We start from the raw sequence: 15,327 nt of genomic DNA, 5'->3' as shown, positions 1-15,327 counted from the left end.
ACCTGCCGGATCGCGGTCAGTTCCTGCCCGCGTACTTCTTGCTGATCGCGTCGAAGACGGCCTTGGAGGACGCGCCCAGGCGCGGCCCCGCGAGCCAGGTGGCGGGCTGCGGGCCGATCGAGTTGACCGAGACCAGCTCGGGCTTGCCGCCCGCGCCCTCCATGAACCAGCCGCCGCCGGAGGAACCGCCGGTCATGGTGCAGCCGATGCGGTACATCGCGGGCTGGGCCGGGTCGATGGTGAGCTTGCCGGGCTTGTCCGTGCAGTTGTACATCTTCGAGCCGTCGTAGGGCGGCGCCGCCGGGTAGCCGTACGAGCTGAGCCCGGAGAAGCGGCTGACCACCGGGGCGTCGAAGTTGACCTTCACGGCGTTGCCGACGGTCTCCTCCAGCGACTTGCCCGTCTGCTGCTCCGGCTTCACGTGCAGGACGGCGAAGTCCTGCTGTGCGCCGCCACCGCCCGAGTGGGCGCCCTTCTCGATCCAGTAGCCCGTGGTCTGCGCCCACTCGCCCCACCACTGGCCGTACGGGGCGATCTCCTGCGGCTGCGCGTTCTGGAGCTGCGCGGGGGAGAGGCCCTTGTCGTTGTAGGCGGGCACGAACATGATGTTGCGCAGCCAGCCGCCGCTGCCGCCCGAGTGCACACAGTGCCCCGCGGTGGCGACGAGGTTGGACTTGCCCGGGTTGCGGGGGTCCTTGACGACGGTGCCGGAGCAGACCATCGGGCCGTCGGGGGTGTCCATGAAGACCTTGCCCGCGGGGGCCGCGTTGCGCGTGTACGGGGTCTGCACGCCCTTGGCCTTCACCGCGCTGGGCTCGGGGTCGGTGCCGGTCTCGGCCGAGGTGCTCTCGATGTCGGCCGGGACCTGCTTCTCGTTGTCCTCGGCCTCCTTCATGCGGCCGGGCTTCCAGTGGTCCTTGATGTAGGGATTGACGAAGTCGGACGCCTCACGCACCCACTGGTCCTTGTCCCAGTTCTTCCACTCGCCGTTGCGCCACTTGTCCAGGTCCTTGAGGGACGTGGGCAGGTCGTCCGGCAGCTTGTCGGGCAGCCCGAGCTGGTCCTTGTCCTTGGCCGCCGTGTCGGCGGAGGAGCCCGCCGACGGCTTCGCCTGGGCGTCGGTGGTGTCGTCCTCGCCGGACTGGCAGGCGGTGACGGTGAGGGTGAGCGCGGCGGCGAGCGCGGTCATGGCGACCACCGGCTTCCGGCGCCTCGGCCGTATCGATGACATGGAAGGAATCCCCCTGTTGTGGATCATCGAGATGGATCGATCATCGTGCTCTGTGCGTACGCGCGGCACAACGAGGTGCACGAGTGACGCACGGGGCGTACGCGTGGCGCACGAGCTGTGCGAGTGACGCACGGGACGTACGCGTGACGTACGAGGTGTACGCGTGGCACACGGGCGCGGCGGGATGCTCTGCGGCCCCTCCCGCCGCGCCCGGCGGATGCGTGCCGCGCGTCAGTTCTTCTTGCTGACGGCGGTGTAGACGCCCTTCGCCTCGGTGCCCAGCCTGGGTCCCGCCAGCCAGCCGCCCGTGACCGGGCCGATGGAGGTGACGGACAGGAGCTGGGAGCCGCTCGGGCTCAGCCAGCCGCCGCCGGAGGAACCGCCGGTCATGGTGCAGCCGACGCGGTACATGGTGGGCTGGTTGGCGTCGAGCGTGACGCGTCCCGGCTTGCCCTCGCAGTTGTACATCTTCGAGCCGTCGAAGGGCGGCGCGGCCGGGTAGCCGGTCGGGGTGAGGGTGGGGATCGACTTCACCCGGGGAGTGTTGAAGTTGACCGACACGGCCTCGCCGACGGTCTCCTCCAGCGACTTGCCGCCGCTCCTGTCCTCCGGCTGGACCTTCATCACGGCGAAGTCCTGCGGCGCGCCCCCGCCACCCATGGAGGAACCGTTCTCGATCCAGTGGTCGGTGGTCTGCGCGTGCTTGGCCCACCAGACGCCGTGCGGCGCCACGTCCTGCTGCTGCGCCGTCTCCAGCCGGGCGTTGGACAGGCCCTTGCTGTTGTAGTGCGGCACGAAGACGACGTTACGGAACCAGCCGCCCTCCTTGCCCGCGTGCACGCAGTGCCCCGCGGTGGCGACGAGGTTGGACCTGCCCGGGTTCGCGGGGTCCTTCACGACGGTGCCCGAGCAGACCATGGAGCCCTTCGGGGTGTCCATGAAGACCTTGCCGACGGGCGCTGCGCCCTGCGTGTACGGGGTCTTGACCGCCTTCGCCGGGATCTTGGCGGGAGTGGGGTCGGTGACGCCCTCGTCCTCGCCGGTGCCGTTGTCGCCGCCGCTCCGGCTGTCGTCGATGTCCGAGTCGTCGACCTTGCGGTCCTTCTCGTCGGCACGGTCGTTCTCGTCGGCGTCCTTCATCCGGTCCGGGTCCCAGAGGTCCTCGATGATCGGATTGATGAAGTCCTTGGCCTCACGGAGCCACTGGTCCTTGTCCCAGTTCTTCCACTCGCCGTCGCGCCACTTGTCGAGGTCTTCGAGGGAGGTGGGCAGGTCCTCGGGCAGCTTGTCCGGCAGCCCCAGCTCCTCCCGCTTCTCCTTGTCGGGCGTGCTGGCCCCCGCCTCGGCACTGGCTTTGGCGTCGGCCGACCCCTCGTCCGGGCCACACCCGGTGGCAGTCACCACCAGCGCTGCGACGGCCGCTGCGGCGGCGAGCGCCGGACGTCGACGTCGCGCGGATCTGGCTATGGGTGGCATCTGCGGATTCCCCCTGAACTGGATCGTTTCGCCTGTGTACTTGTCATGCACCACGCCGGAGCGAGCGGCCACCACTATGCCCGGTGGGGGAGGGGACGGGTGCACCAGGGTCCATGGTTCCGCCCGGTACTCGCCAGAGATCTTCACTTCCGGCCGTGATCCCGGGGCCGTCACTTCGTTGGTACGGACGGGGGACACCGGCCCGCTCAAAGCGCGCCGACCGAGACCAGAGGAGACCGCCGTGAACGCGCGCCCCGGATCCGAGGACACCCCGAGGGACCCGGTCCGTAAACGACTCGCCCGTCTCATCGAGCCCGCCGTGCCCCGGCAGTCCCGGCGCACGGTGAGCGACTACGACACGGACACGGACACGGACACGGACTTGGACTTGGACGCCGACATGGGCACGGTCACGGACCACCCCCTCCCGGACGCCGCCGGTTCCCCGACGCACGCGGACCCTCTGACACATGCGGCACCTCTGCCGCACGCGAACCCCGTGCCCCACGCGAACCCCGTACCGCACGCGAACCCGTCCGGCCACGCCGACCCTCTGGAGCACCTCGGACCCGCCGTCGCCGCCGACGCCGCCGCCACCGAGAACCTGCTGCGGTGCTGGGTGCGCGAGAACGACCTGCCACGGCCCGCCTCCGGCACCCCCCTGCGCATCCCGCTCGACGCCTGCGGCACCGCCGTGCTCGTGCCGGTGCTCCACTGGTCGGTCACGGGATGGCACCGCTTCGGTTCCCCGCTGCTGGAGGGCGCCCCTCCGGAGGCCGCCCCCGTGGACGCCGTCACCCTCGCGGCACTGATCGGCCGGGAGGCGGCACACCGGGGGCGCTCGGTGGAGGAGGAAGGGGCGGAAAGGGCGGAAGGAGCGGAAAGGGTGCACGTGGACCGGGGCGCGCACGCCACCCGCGTCGACAACCCCATCGAGAGCGCCGCCCTCGTGGGCCGGGTCGCCGACTCGCTCCAGCGCACCGTGGACTTCCTCACCGCGCGCAGGGCATCCCCGCGCGCCCCCTCCGGCACCGGACGCTTCCTCGACGCGGAACAGTCGCTCCTGCTGGGGCATCCCCTGCACCCGACGCCCAAGAGCCGCGAGGGACTGTCCGACGAGGGCGTACGCGCGTACTCGCCCGAACTGCGCGCCGCCTTCCCGCTGCACTGGTTCGCTGTCTCCCGCTCTCTGCTCGCCCACGACTCCGCCTGGACCGAGCGCGGCAGGACGGTTCCCGCCGACCGGCTCGCCACGAGGCTCGCAGGCGAGGAGGTGGCGGCCCGGCTGCCCGAGGGCACCGCGCCGCTGCCGCTGCACCCCTGGCAGGCGCGGGAGCTGCGGCACCGGCCCGCCGTCGCCGCGCTCCTGGCGGAGGGGCTGCTGCACGACCTGGGCGAGGCGGGCGGCCCCTGGCACCCCACCTCCTCCATCCGCACCGTGGCACGCCCCGAGGGGCCCGCGATGCTGAAGCTGTCGCTGGGCGTGCGGATCACCAACTCCCGCCGTGAGAACCTCCGCAAGGAGGCGCTGCGCGGGGTCGAGGTGCACCGGCTGCTGCGTTCGGGGCTGGCCACCCAGTGGCACGCGGCCCACCCCGGCTTCGACATCGTCCGCGACCCGGCCTGGCTGGGCGTGAACGGCCCTGACGGCGAGCCGCTGCCAGGACTGGACACCGTCGTCCGGCACCACCCCTTCGCGCCCGGCGACGACGCCGTGTGCCTCGCCTCCCTCACCTCGCCCCGCCCCTGGCCGCCCGCCCCTGCGGACGCGGACGCGGATGCGGGCACGGGCGCGGCCCGGCCCGGTGCGCTGCGCTCGCGGCTGACCGACGTGGTCGAGCGCCTGGCGTCCCGTACGGGACGGTCCGTCGCCGCCGTCTCTGCGGAGTGGTTCCTGCGCTATCTGGACGCCGTCGTACGCCCCGTCCTGTGGCTCGACGCGCACGCCGGGATCGCCCTGGAGGCGCACCAGCAGAACACCCTGGTGCTGCTCGACGCGGACGGCTGGCCCAGGGGCGGCCGTTACCGCGACAACCAGGGCTACTACTTCCGTACGTCACGGCGCGAGGCGCTGGAGCGGCGGCTGCCCGGAGCGCGGCTCGGCGTCGCCAGCGAGTCCTTCGTGGACGACGACGTCACGGACGAGCGCTTCGCCTACTACCTCGGCATCAACAACGTCCTCGGCCTCATCGGCGCCTTCGGCGCCCAGTGGCTCGCGGACGAGCGGCTGCTCCTGGCCGCGCTCCGCCGCTTCCTGGAGAAGGAGGCGCGCGGCGTCGACGGCGCGCCCGTATCGCCGCTGCCCGCGCTGCTCCTCGACTCCCCGAGCCTGCGCTGCAAGGCCAACCTCCTCACCCGGCTGCACGGTCTCGACGAACTCGTCGGCCCCGTGGACACGCAGTCCGTCTACGTCGACGTCACCAATCCACTGATCCACTGACCCCGCTACGAGCACCGAGAGGAGGCGTCGTCATGCAGCACTCTCGCGAGCACCCCTTCGCGAAGCCCGAGTCCGCGGGACCCGGTCCCTGCCCCGGTCCGGATCCCGAGTCCGGGCCCGTCGCCGACTCGCCGCACTCCAGCAGTGACGACACCCTCGACCTCCACCTCCCCGGTGAACTCACCGCGCTGCTCGCCGCGAGCGACAGCGCGGCGGAGACCCCGGTTCCGGTCCCGGCCCCGCCCCCTCCTGAGGAGGGCGCCCACGCCGGGCACTCGCGCCCGTCGGGCGCCGACCCCGCTCTGCTCGACTCCGTGGACACCTGGCCCGCCACGCACACCCCCGTGGGGGCGCTGCAACTGGTCCCCGTCCGGCTCGCCCGCGACCTCCCCCTGCTCGCCGCCTGGATGAACGCCCCCGCCGTCGCCGCCTTCTGGGAGCTGTCGGGCCCGGCGGAGACCACGGCCGCGCACGTACGGGCCCAACTGGAGGGCGACGGCCGCAGCGTGCCGTGCCTCGGCGTCCTGGACGGCACCCCCATGAGCTACTGGGAGATCTACCGCGCCGACCTCGACCCGGTCGCCCGCTACTGCCAGGCGCGGCCTCAGGACACGGGCCTCCATCTGCTGATCGGCGGTGTCGCCGACCGGGGGCGCGGCGTCGGCACTGCGCTGCTGCGCGCCGTCGCCGACCTCGTGCTCGATCAGCGCCCCGGCTGCGGCCGGGTGCTGGCCGAGCCCGACCTGCGCAACACCGCCTCCATCTCCGCGTTCCTGAGCGCGGGCTTCCGCTTCTCCGCCGAGGTCGAGCTGCCCGAGAAACGGGCGGCCCTGATGGTCCGCGACCGCGAGCTGCGCACCGCCCTCTGAACGCCACCGGGTCCCTCCGCTCCACCCCCCACGCGCCTTCTTCGAACCCGACCCCGAACAAGGAGCCAATGTGGTGTCACAACCCTCCGTGGCAGGAAGCCCCCACGAACCGGACAGTCCCGTACCGCTGCACGTCCCCCCTGGCCTGGACCCGGACAACTGGGCCCGCGCGGGCAGGAAGCTGCTCGTCAAGATGCTCGCCGAGTTCGCCTACGAGGGGATCATCGAGCCCGAGCGGGAACCCGAGGCGCCCCCCGCGACCAACCCCCGCCCAGGCCCCGCCTACGCCGCCTACCGCCTCCCCGTCGGAGCCGGCCTCACCCTCCGCTTCCTGGCCCGTCGCGGCGCCTACGGCCACTGGACCATCGCTCCCGACTCCCTCACCCCCCGCGACACCGGCCCCCTCGATTTCCTCGCCAGAGCCCACGACACGGTCCTCGGCCTCAGCGGGGACACCTTGGGGCACCTCATCCGCGAGCTGACCGCGACTCTCACGGCCGACGTGCACCTCGCCTCCCGCGAGCTGCCCGCCGCCCGGCTCGCCGACCTCGGCTACGCGGACCTGGAGGGCCACCAGACCGGCCACCCCTGGCTCGTCGCCAGCAAGGGCAGGCTCGGCTTCTCCGCCTCCGACGCCACGCTCTGGGCACCCGAGGGACGCCGCCACCAGCGCCTCCCGTGGATCGCCGTACGCCGCTCGCTCGCCGTCTACAGCGGCGTGCACTCGCTCGCCGAACCGCACCGCCTCTACGGGCGCGAACTCAGCCCGGACGCCCTCCTCGGCTTCCAGGAGACCCTGCGCGCGCGGGGGCTCTCCGGCGCCGACTACCTCTTCCTCCCCGTCCACCCCTGGCAGTGGGACGAGACCATCGCCCCCCTCTTCGCCCCCGCCCTCGCGGCCGACGACATCGTCCCGCTGGGCACGGACGGCGATCTGCGGCTGCCCCAGCAGTCCATCCGCACCTTCCTCAACATCTCGCGCCCCGACCGTCACACGGTCAAGCTCCCCCTGTCGGTCCTCAACACCCTGGTGTGGCGAGGGCTGCCGACGGAGCGGACCGTCGCGGCGCCCGCCGTCACCCGCTGGGTGCAGGGGCTGCGCGACGCGGACGCCTACCTGTCCGAGGAGTGCCGGGTGATCCTCCTCGGCGAGGTCGCCTCGATCACCGTGCGCCACCCGCTCTACGACGCGCTGCCGCAGGTCCCGTACCAGTACAGGGAACTGCTCGGCTGCATCTGGCGCGAGCCGATCGGCCGCTTCCTCGACCCGGGGGAGCGCGCGCGTACGCTCGCCTCCCTCATCCACACCGACGCACAGGGGCGGGCCTTCACCGCTGAGCTGGTCGAGCGCTCGGGGCTGGAGCCGCGCGTGTGGCTGCGCCATCTGTTCGCGGCGCTGCTGCCCCCGCTGCTGCACTTCCTCTACCGCTACGGCACCGTCTTCTCCCCGCACGGCGAGAACGCCATCGTCGTCTTCGACGAGCGCGACGTGCCCGTGCGCCTGGCGATAAAGGACTTCGTGGACGACGTCAACGTCTCGGCGCGGCCCGTCCCGGAGCTGGCTGACATGCCGGACGAGGTGCGTGCCGTGCTGCTGAGCGAGCCGCCCGGGTTCCTCACCCAGTTCCTGCACTCGGGCCTGTTCGTCGGCGTCTTCCGCCATCTCGGCCCGCTGTGCGAGGAGCAACTGGGCGTGCCGGAGGGGGATTTCTGGTCACTCGTACGGGCGGAGATCGACCGCTACCAGGAGCGCTTCCCCGAGCTGAAGCCCCGCTTCGAGACCTTCGACCTGCTGCCCCCGCGCATCGACAGGCTCTGCCTCAACCGCAACCGCCTCCACCTCGACGGCTACCGCGATCGCCCGCAGCGCCCGCACGCCGCAGTCCACGGCGAGGTGCCCAACCCGCTGCACGGGCCGTGACCTGACGTTACGCGTCGGTCCCGCCCCCACCGGGGGCCCGTTCCGTTCCTTCCCGGCCGCCACGGCCCCGGTCTGTCATGCGCCTGACCTGGGCCGTGGCCGGGGAAGGACGGCTTGTCAGTGGCGGCGCGTAAGGTGTCGGACCTATGAGCAAGCCCGCCCTCACCGAACTCCTCCATGCCGCCGTCACCTCTGTCGGAGGCACGGAGCGCCCCGGCCAGGTGGCCATGGCGCAAGCCGTCGCCGAGGCCGTCGAGGACGGCACCCACCTGCTCATCCAGGCGGGCACCGGCACCGGAAAATCCCTCGGCTATCTGGTCCCTGCCCTGGCGCACGGCGAGCGCGTCGTCGTCGCCACGGCCACCCTCGCCCTCCAGCGCCAGCTCGTCGAGCGCGATCTGCCCCGCACGGTCGACGCGCTGCACCCGCTGCTGCGCCGCCGCCCCGAGTTCGCCATGCTCAAGGGCCGGTCCAACTACCTGTGCCTGCACCGCCTACACGAGGGCGTGCCCCAGGAGGAAGAGGACGGTCTCTTTGACCCCTTCGAGGCCGCCGCGCCCACCTCACGGCTCGGCAAGGACCTGCTGCGGCTGCGGGACTGGTCGGACGAGACGGAGACCGGCGATCGCGACGACATGACGCCCGGCGTCTCGGACCGCGCCTGGTCCCAGGTCTCGGTCTCGGCCCGCGAGTGCCTGGGCGCCACGAAGTGCGCCTATGGCGCCGAGTGCTTCGCCGAGGCGGCCCGCGAGCGCGCCAAGCTCGCCGAGGTGATCGTCACCAACCACGCCCTCCTCGCCATCGACGCCATCGAGGGCGCCCCCGTGCTCCCCGGGCACGAGGTCCTGATCGTCGACGAGGCGCACGAGCTGGTCTCCAGGGTGACCGGCGTCGCCACGGGCGAGCTGACCCCGGGCGGCGTCAACCGCGCGGTGCGCCGCTGCGCCAAGCTCGTCGACGAGAAGGCGGCCGATCAGCTCCAGACCGCCTCCGAGACCTTCGAGCGGCTGATGGAGCTGGCGCTGCCGGGGCGCCTGGAGGAGGTCCCCGAGGACCTGGGGTACGCGCTGATGGCCCTGCGTGACGCCGCGCGGGCCTGCATCACGGCACTGGGCAACACGCGGGACAAGTCCGTCCAGGACGAGGACGCCGTCCGCAAGCAGGCCATGGCGTCCATCGAGAACATCCATGACGTGGCCGAGCGCATCGTGGAGGGCTCGGAGTACGACGTGATCTGGTACGAGCGCCATGACCGCTACGGAGCCTCGCTGCGCGTCGCGCCCCTCTCCGTCTCGGGCCTGCTGCGCGAGAACCTCTTCGAGGACCGCTCCGTCGTCCTCACCTCGGCCACGCTCAAGCTGGGCGGCGATTTCTACGGCGTGGGGGCCTCCCTCGGCCTGCGGCCCGAGGGCGCTCGGGACGAGGCGGACGCGGTGGACCAGCCGGGCGGTGTCGCCACTGCGGGCGGGAGCACGGACGCGGCCTCCGGGGCGTCCGGGGCCTCTGGAGCGGAGGGGGAGGCGGAGCCCGGCGCTGACGGCGCGGGCGGCTCCTCCGGCGGCTCGGCGGCAACGGATGAGACAGGGCCGCGCTGGCGAGGGCTCGATGTCGGCTCCCCGTTCGACTACCGCAAGCAGGGCATCCTGTACGTGGCCAAGCACCTCTCGCCCCCCGGCCGCGAGGGCTCGCGCGGGGACATGATGGACGAGCTGGCCGAACTGGTGGAGGCCGCGGGCGGACGGACGCTCGGGCTCTTCTCCTCCATGCGCGGCGCCCAGGCGGCGGCCGAGGAGCTGCGGGGCAGGCTGGACGTGCCCATCCTCCTCCAGGGGGAGGAGACGCTGGGCGAGCTGATCAGGCGCTTCGCTGACGACCCGGAGACGTGTCTGTTCGGCACCCTGTCGCTGTGGCAGGGCGTCGATGTGCCGGGCGCGAGCTGCCAACTGGTCGTGATGGACCGCATCCCCTTCCCCCGGCCCGACGACCCGCTGATGAGCGCACGCCAGAAGGCGGTGGAGGAGGCGGGCGGAAACGGCTTCATGGCCGTGGCGGCCACCCATGCCGCGCTGCTGATGGCCCAGGGCTCGGGCCGGCTCGTGCGCGCGATGGGCGATCGCGGCGTGGTCGCTGTGCTGGACCCCCGGCTGGAGCGGGCGCGCTACGGAGGCTTCCTGCGCGCCTCCATGCCGGACTTCTGGTATACGACGGACCGCAACCAGGTCCGCCGCTCCCTCGCCGCGATCGACGCGGCGGCCAAGAAGGCGTAGCACCCAGGAGAGGCCAAGCGGGGCCCGGACACACACCGGGCCCCCGCACCGGAACCCCGGACACGCACCGGGGCCCTGGACACGCGCCGGGCTCCGGACGCACAGCGGGGCCGCCGGTCCCGGCGCAGAGGGAACCGGCGGCCCGTCCAGGGGTGACGGGGGGTGCTCAGACCCGCCGCAGCACCGCGACCACCTTGCCGAGGATCGTCGCGTCGTCCCCCGGGATCGGCTGATACGCGGCGTTGTGCGGCAGCAGCCACACATGGCCGTCCTCGCGCTTGAAGCGCTTCACGGTGGCCTCGCCGTCCAGCATGGCGGCGACGATGTCACCGTTCTCCGCGACGGGCTGGCGGCGGACGGTCACCCAGTCGCCGTCGCAGATCGCGGCGTCGACCATCGAATCGCCCACGACCTTCAGCACGAACAGCTCGCCGTCCCCGACCAGCTGGCGGGGCAGCGGGAAGACGTCCTCCACGGACTCCTCGGCGAGGATCGGCCCGCCCGCGGCGATGCGGCCGACCAGCGGCACGTACGACGCGGAGGGCTTGCCCGTGGTGTCGGCCGCTGCCTGGGTGCTGGGTGCGTCGGAGCCACGGACCTCGTACGCGCGGGGGCGGTGCGGATCGCGCCGCAGGAAGCCCTTGCGCTCCAGCGCCATGAGCTGATGCGCCACGGACGAGGTGCTGGAGAGCCCGACGGCCTGGCCGATCTCGCGCATGGACGGCGGATAGCCCCGGCGCTGCACGGAATCGCGGATCACCTCGATCACGCGGCGCTGGCGGTCGGTGAGCCCGGAACTGTCGGCCCTGATGCCGGGAGGTCGTCCTGGGAGCGCACGCTTGGCTTGCTGGCCGTCTGGCGACTCTGGGGTCATGGCGTCGTCCATCGCCTGGATCTGGTCGAGCGACTGCGCGGAGCGGTTCTGGGAGGTGATGGTGGCACTGTCTGCGGTGGTGGTCACGTCGGCCCCTCTCGAGCGGTTCTCCCTAGTTGGACAACGGTAGTTGGTTTCGAAAGGTTGCGCCAAACACACGTTCGAGTGAAAATTTCCAGTTCAACGGACTCGATCAGGTCCGCAGGTGTATGGGCCGCCGTCGCCCCCGCGCCGGTGCGTCACGGCTGACACGTCCGAGCGTCGCGAAGGGTTCACCCAGTGTCGCAGGCGCGCCCCAGCGCTCCTCTCCGACCCCGCTTCACGTAGGCTCTGGACTGCCTTCGACGGCGCGACACGCTTAGGCGGCATTGGCGCCCCGGCACCAGATCTAGTGGTTTGATGGGCGCACGCCACCACAAGTTGTGGTCCCCCGTGCTTCACGCGGAGGGACGTCGCCTATGCTGGTGTCAGCTTCGAGGGGCGTGCCGAAGGCGGCCCTTGGAGGCCGTATCAGTCATGCACGGTCAGGGCTTCGATGGCTCAAGGAGGGTGGGGAACCATGCACTGTCCCTTCTGCCGACACCCCGACAGTCGTGTCGTCGACAGCCGCACGACCGACGACGGCGCCGCGATCAGGCGTCGCCGTCAGTGCCCCGACTGCTCCCGCCGCTTCACCACGGTGGAGAACGCGTCACTCATGGTGATCAAGCGGAGCGGGGTCACCGAGCCCTTCAGCAGGGACAAGGTGATCTCCGGCGTCCGCAAGGCGTGCCAGGGGCGGCCGGTCACCGAGGACGCCCTCGCCCAGCTCGGCCAGCGGGTCGAGGAGGCGGTGCGGGCCACGGGGAGCGCCGAGCTGTCGGCTCACGACGTCGGCCTCGCCATACTCGGTCCGCTCAAGGACCTCGACCTCGTGGCCTATCTGCGGTTCGCGTCCGTCTACAAGGCGTTCGAATCGCTGGACGACTTCGAGGCCGCCATCGCGGATCTCCGCGACGCCCCGCCTCCCGCGCAGGAGTACGGGGACCAGGACCCGCAGGACCGCGGCGACGGCGCCGCGGGCGCGGGCCCGGGGGTTCCTGCCCCCACGAGCGCCGTCGACTGACGACTGCCGGCTGCGCCGAAGACCTTCAGACACGACCGGAGCCCCGCACGGTGCTCCGGCGATCAGACAGACATCGTGCCCCGGGAAGAATCGGGGCACATCGGGGCGTTATGCCCGGTACAGGGAGGCGGAATGACAGAGACGACGAGCGGCCCGGCACGCGGCTCCCGCGCGAAGGGCAGCAAGGCGAGCAAGGGGCTGCGCATCGAGCGCATCCACACCACGCCCGGAGTGCACCCGTACGACGAGGTGGTCTGGGAGCGCCGGGACGTCGTCATGACCAATTGGCGCGACGGCTCGGTCAACTTCGAGCAGCGTGGCGTCGAGTTCCCCGACTTCTGGTCGGTGAACGCGGTCAATATCGTCACCAGCAAGTACTTCCGCGGGGCCGTCGGCACCCCGCAGCGTGAGAGCAGCCTCCGGCAGCTCATCGACCGCGTCGTGAAGACCTACCGCAGCGCGGGCGAGGAGAACGGCTACTTCGCCTCCGAGGCGGACGCCGAGATCTTCGAGCACGAGCTGGCCTACGCCGTGCTCCACCAGATCTTCGCCTTCAACTCCCCGGTCTGGTTCAACGTGGGGACCAAGCAGCCGCAGCAGGTCAGCGCCTGTTTCATCCTCTCCGTCGACGACTCCATGGAGTCGATCCTCGACTGGTACAAGGAAGAGGGGATGATCTTCAAGGGCGGCTCGGGTGCCGGTCTCAACCTCTCCCGTATCCGTTCCTCCAAGGAACTGCTCTCCTCGGGCGGCAACGCCTCCGGCCCCGTCTCCTTCATGCGCGGCGCCGACGCCTCCGCCGGAACGATCAAGTCGGGCGGCGCCACCCGCCGCGCGGCCAAGATGGTCGTCCTGGACGTGGACCACCCCGACATCGAGGCGTTCATCGAGACGAAGGTCAAGGAGGAGGAGAAGATCCGCGCCCTGCGCGACGCGGGCTTCGACATGGACCTGGGCGGCGACGACATCACGTCCGTCCAGTACCAGAACGCCAACAACTCGGTCCGCGTGAACGACGAGTTCATGAAGGCCGTCGAGTCCGGCTCCAAGTTCGCTCTGCGCGGCCGGATGACCGGTGAGCCCGTCGAGGAGGTGGACGCCAAGCACCTCTTCCGCAAGATGGCCGAGGCGGCCCACGTCTGCGCCGACCCCGGCATCCAGTACGACGACATCATCAACCACTGGCACACCTCGCCGGAGACGGGCCGGATCACCGCGTCCAATCCGTGCAGCGAGTACATGCACCTGGACAACTCGTCCTGCAACCTCGCCTCGCTCAACCTCATGAAGTTCCTGCGGGACGACGACGAGGGCAACCAGTCCTTCGAGGCCGAGCGCTTCGCGAAGGTCGTCGAACTGGTCATCACGGCGATGGACATCTCCATCTGCTTCGCCGACTTCCCGACCGAGAAGATCGGCGAGACCACCCGCGCCTTCCGCCAGCTCGGCATCGGCTACGCGAACCTGGGCGCCCTGCTCATGGCGACGGGCCACGCCTACGACTCGGACGGCGGCCGCGCCCTGGCGGGCTCCATCACCTCGCTGATGACCGGCACCTCCTACAAGCGCTCCGCCGAGCTGGCCGGGGTCGTCGGCCCGTACGAGGGTTACGCGCGCAACGCCGACGCGCACAAGCGCGTCATGCAGCAGCACGCCGACGCCAACGCCGAGGCCAAGCGCATGGACGACCTGGACAGCCCGGTCTGGGCGGCGGCGACCGAGGCGTGGCAGGACGTGCTGCGGCTCGGCAAGAAGAGCGGCTTCCGCAACGCGCAGGCGTCCGTGCTGGCCCCGACCGGCACCATCGGCCTGATGATGGACTGCGACACCACCGGCGTCGAGCCCGACCTGGCCCTGGTGAAGTTCAAGAAGCTCGTCGGCGGCGGCTCGATGCAGATCGTGAACAACACGGTCCCCAAGGCGCTGAAGCGGCTCGGCTACCAGCCGGAGCAGATCGAGGCGGTCGTCGAGTACATCGCCGAGAACGGCAACGTCGTGGACGCGCCCGGGCTGCGCCCCGAGCACTACGAGGTCTTCGACTGCGCCATGGGCGAGCGGTCCATCTCGCCGATGGGCCACGTCCGGATGATGGCGGCGGCCCAGCCGTTCCTGTCCGGCGCCATCTCCAAGACCGTGAACATGCCCGCCAGCTCCACCGTCGAGGACGTCGAGGAGATCTACCTCCAGGGGTGGAAGCTCGGCACCAAGGCGCTCGCGGTCTACGTCGAGAACTCCAAGGTCGGCCAGCCCCTCTCCGCCAAGCAGAAGGAGGAGGAGAAGAAGGAGCCGGAGGTCGAGAAGGTCATCGAGTACCGTCCCGTCCGCCGCCGCCTCCCCAAGGGCCGTCCCGGCATCACCACCTCCTTCACGGTGGGCGGCGCCGAGGGCTACATGACGGCGAACTCCTACCCGGACGACGGGCTCGGCGAGGTCTTCCTCAAGATGTCCAAGCAGGGCTCGACCCTCGCGGGCATGATGGACGCCTTCTCGATCGCCGTCTCGGTCGGCCTCCAGTACGGGGTGCCGCTGGAGACGTACGTCTCGAAGTTCACCAACATGCGCTTCGAGCCCGCGGGCATGACGGACGACCCGGACGTGCGGATGGCACAGTCGATCGTCGACTACATCTTCCGCCGCCTGGCGCTGGACTTCCTGCCCTTCGAGACCCGCTCGGCCCTCGGCATCCACTCGGCCGCCGAGCGTCAGCGCCACCTGGAGACCGGCTCGTACGAGCCGTCCGAGGACGAGCTGGACGTGGAGGGCCTGGCCCAGTCGGCGCCCAAGGCGGAGACGGTCAAGGAGGCCAAGGAGAAGGCGAAGGCCGAGGCAGGGGCCGAGGCGGCGGCGGAGCCGCAGGCCGCGACTCCGGCACCGGTCGAGGCCCACAACTCGACCGAACTGCTGGAGATGCAGCTCGGGCTGAACGCCGACGCCCCGCTCTGCTTCTCCTGCGGCACGAAGATGCGCCGCGCGGGAAGCTGCTACCTCTGCGAGGGCTGCGGGTCCACGAGCGGGTGCAGCTGACGGGTGACGCCTGACGCCTGACGTCCGGTGCCTGTCATGTGACGTCTGACGGGCAGGCGGGCTGAACGACCGACGAAGCGGTGGCCGAGTGATCGGCCACCGCTTCGTCGTGCGCGGGGC

9 protein-coding genes are annotated in these 15,327 nt (G+C 71.3%); 6 read left to right on the top strand and 3 right to left on the bottom strand.

The window, feature by feature from the left end; all coding sequences use genetic code 11:
- Positions 1-16 precede the first annotated feature (16 nt).
- Positions 17-1,231 (bottom strand): trypsin-like serine peptidase, encoded by a 1,215-nt coding sequence (locus tag ACWGJ2_RS16100; protein WP_453346714.1) that lies wholly within the window; start codon positions 1,229-1,231, stop codon positions 17-19.
- A 231-nt stretch (positions 1,232-1,462) separates the two neighbouring features.
- Positions 1,463-2,707: a trypsin-like serine peptidase gene (locus tag ACWGJ2_RS16095; RefSeq protein ID WP_453346713.1), complete on the bottom strand. Its 1,245-nt coding sequence runs from the start codon at positions 2,705-2,707 to the stop codon at positions 1,463-1,465.
- 241 nt (positions 2,708-2,948) lie between these two features.
- Here ACWGJ2_RS16095 and ACWGJ2_RS16090 point away from each other — a divergent pair, with 241 nt between their 5' ends.
- From ACWGJ2_RS16090 to ACWGJ2_RS16075, 4 genes are all read left to right on the top strand, one after another.
- Positions 2,949-5,147: an IucA/IucC family protein gene (locus ACWGJ2_RS16090; protein ID WP_453346712.1), complete on the top strand. Its 2,199-nt coding sequence runs from the start codon at positions 2,949-2,951 to the stop codon at positions 5,145-5,147.
- A gap of 32 nt (positions 5,148-5,179) precedes the next feature.
- Entirely contained in the window at positions 5,180-6,016 is an 837-nt protein-coding gene (locus ACWGJ2_RS16085; RefSeq protein WP_453346711.1) for a GNAT family N-acetyltransferase, read from the top strand.
- 88 nt (positions 6,017-6,104) lie between these two features.
- A complete protein-coding gene (locus ACWGJ2_RS16080; protein WP_453346754.1) occupies positions 6,105-7,937 on the top strand; it encodes an IucA/IucC family protein in 1,833 nt (610 codons plus the stop codon).
- 146 nt (positions 7,938-8,083) lie between these two features.
- Positions 8,084-10,204, top strand: coding sequence for an ATP-dependent DNA helicase (locus tag ACWGJ2_RS16075; RefSeq protein WP_453346710.1), 2,121 nt, complete (start codon positions 8,084-8,086; stop codon positions 10,202-10,204).
- Between the two features lie 166 nt (positions 10,205-10,370).
- Here the strand turns inward: ACWGJ2_RS16075 and lexA are convergent, their stop codons facing one another.
- Positions 10,371-11,165: a transcriptional repressor LexA gene (gene lexA / locus ACWGJ2_RS16070; RefSeq protein ID WP_453346709.1), complete on the bottom strand. Its 795-nt coding sequence runs from the start codon at positions 11,163-11,165 to the stop codon at positions 10,371-10,373.
- A 472-nt stretch (positions 11,166-11,637) separates the two neighbouring features.
- Between lexA and nrdR the strand changes: the two genes are divergently transcribed.
- A complete protein-coding gene (nrdR, locus tag ACWGJ2_RS16065) occupies positions 11,638-12,183 on the top strand; it encodes a transcriptional regulator NrdR (RefSeq protein ID WP_453346708.1) in 546 nt (181 codons plus the stop codon).
- Positions 12,184-12,315: 132 nt separating this feature from the next.
- Positions 12,316-15,207 (top strand): vitamin B12-dependent ribonucleotide reductase, encoded by a 2,892-nt coding sequence (locus ACWGJ2_RS16060; RefSeq protein WP_453346707.1) that lies wholly within the window; start codon positions 12,316-12,318, stop codon positions 15,205-15,207.
- Positions 15,208-15,327: the final 120 nt, after the last annotated feature.

The sequence above is a fragment of the Streptomyces sp. NPDC054796 genome (genome assembly GCF_053611545.1).
This window is presented reverse-complemented; position numbering and strand designations above follow the sequence as displayed.

What these genes read in the sequence shown, in the direction of transcription:
- ACWGJ2_RS16085 (WP_453346711.1), top strand. Translation starts at nt 5,180, where the DNA reads ATGCAGCACTCTCGCGAGCACCCCTTCGCGAAGCCCGAGTCCGCGGGA.
- ACWGJ2_RS16100 (WP_453346714.1), bottom strand. Translation starts at nt 1,231, where the DNA reads ATGTCATCGATACGGCCGAGGCGCCGGAAGCCGGTGGTCGCCATGACC.
- ACWGJ2_RS16060 (WP_453346707.1), top strand. Translation starts at nt 12,316, where the DNA reads ATGACAGAGACGACGAGCGGCCCGGCACGCGGCTCCCGCGCGAAGGGC.
- ACWGJ2_RS16075 (WP_453346710.1), top strand. Translation starts at nt 8,084, where the DNA reads ATGAGCAAGCCCGCCCTCACCGAACTCCTCCATGCCGCCGTCACCTCT.
- ACWGJ2_RS16095 (WP_453346713.1), bottom strand. Translation starts at nt 2,707, where the DNA reads ATGCCACCCATAGCCAGATCCGCGCGACGTCGACGTCCGGCGCTCGCC.
- nrdR (WP_453346708.1), top strand. Translation starts at nt 11,638, where the DNA reads ATGCACTGTCCCTTCTGCCGACACCCCGACAGTCGTGTCGTCGACAGC.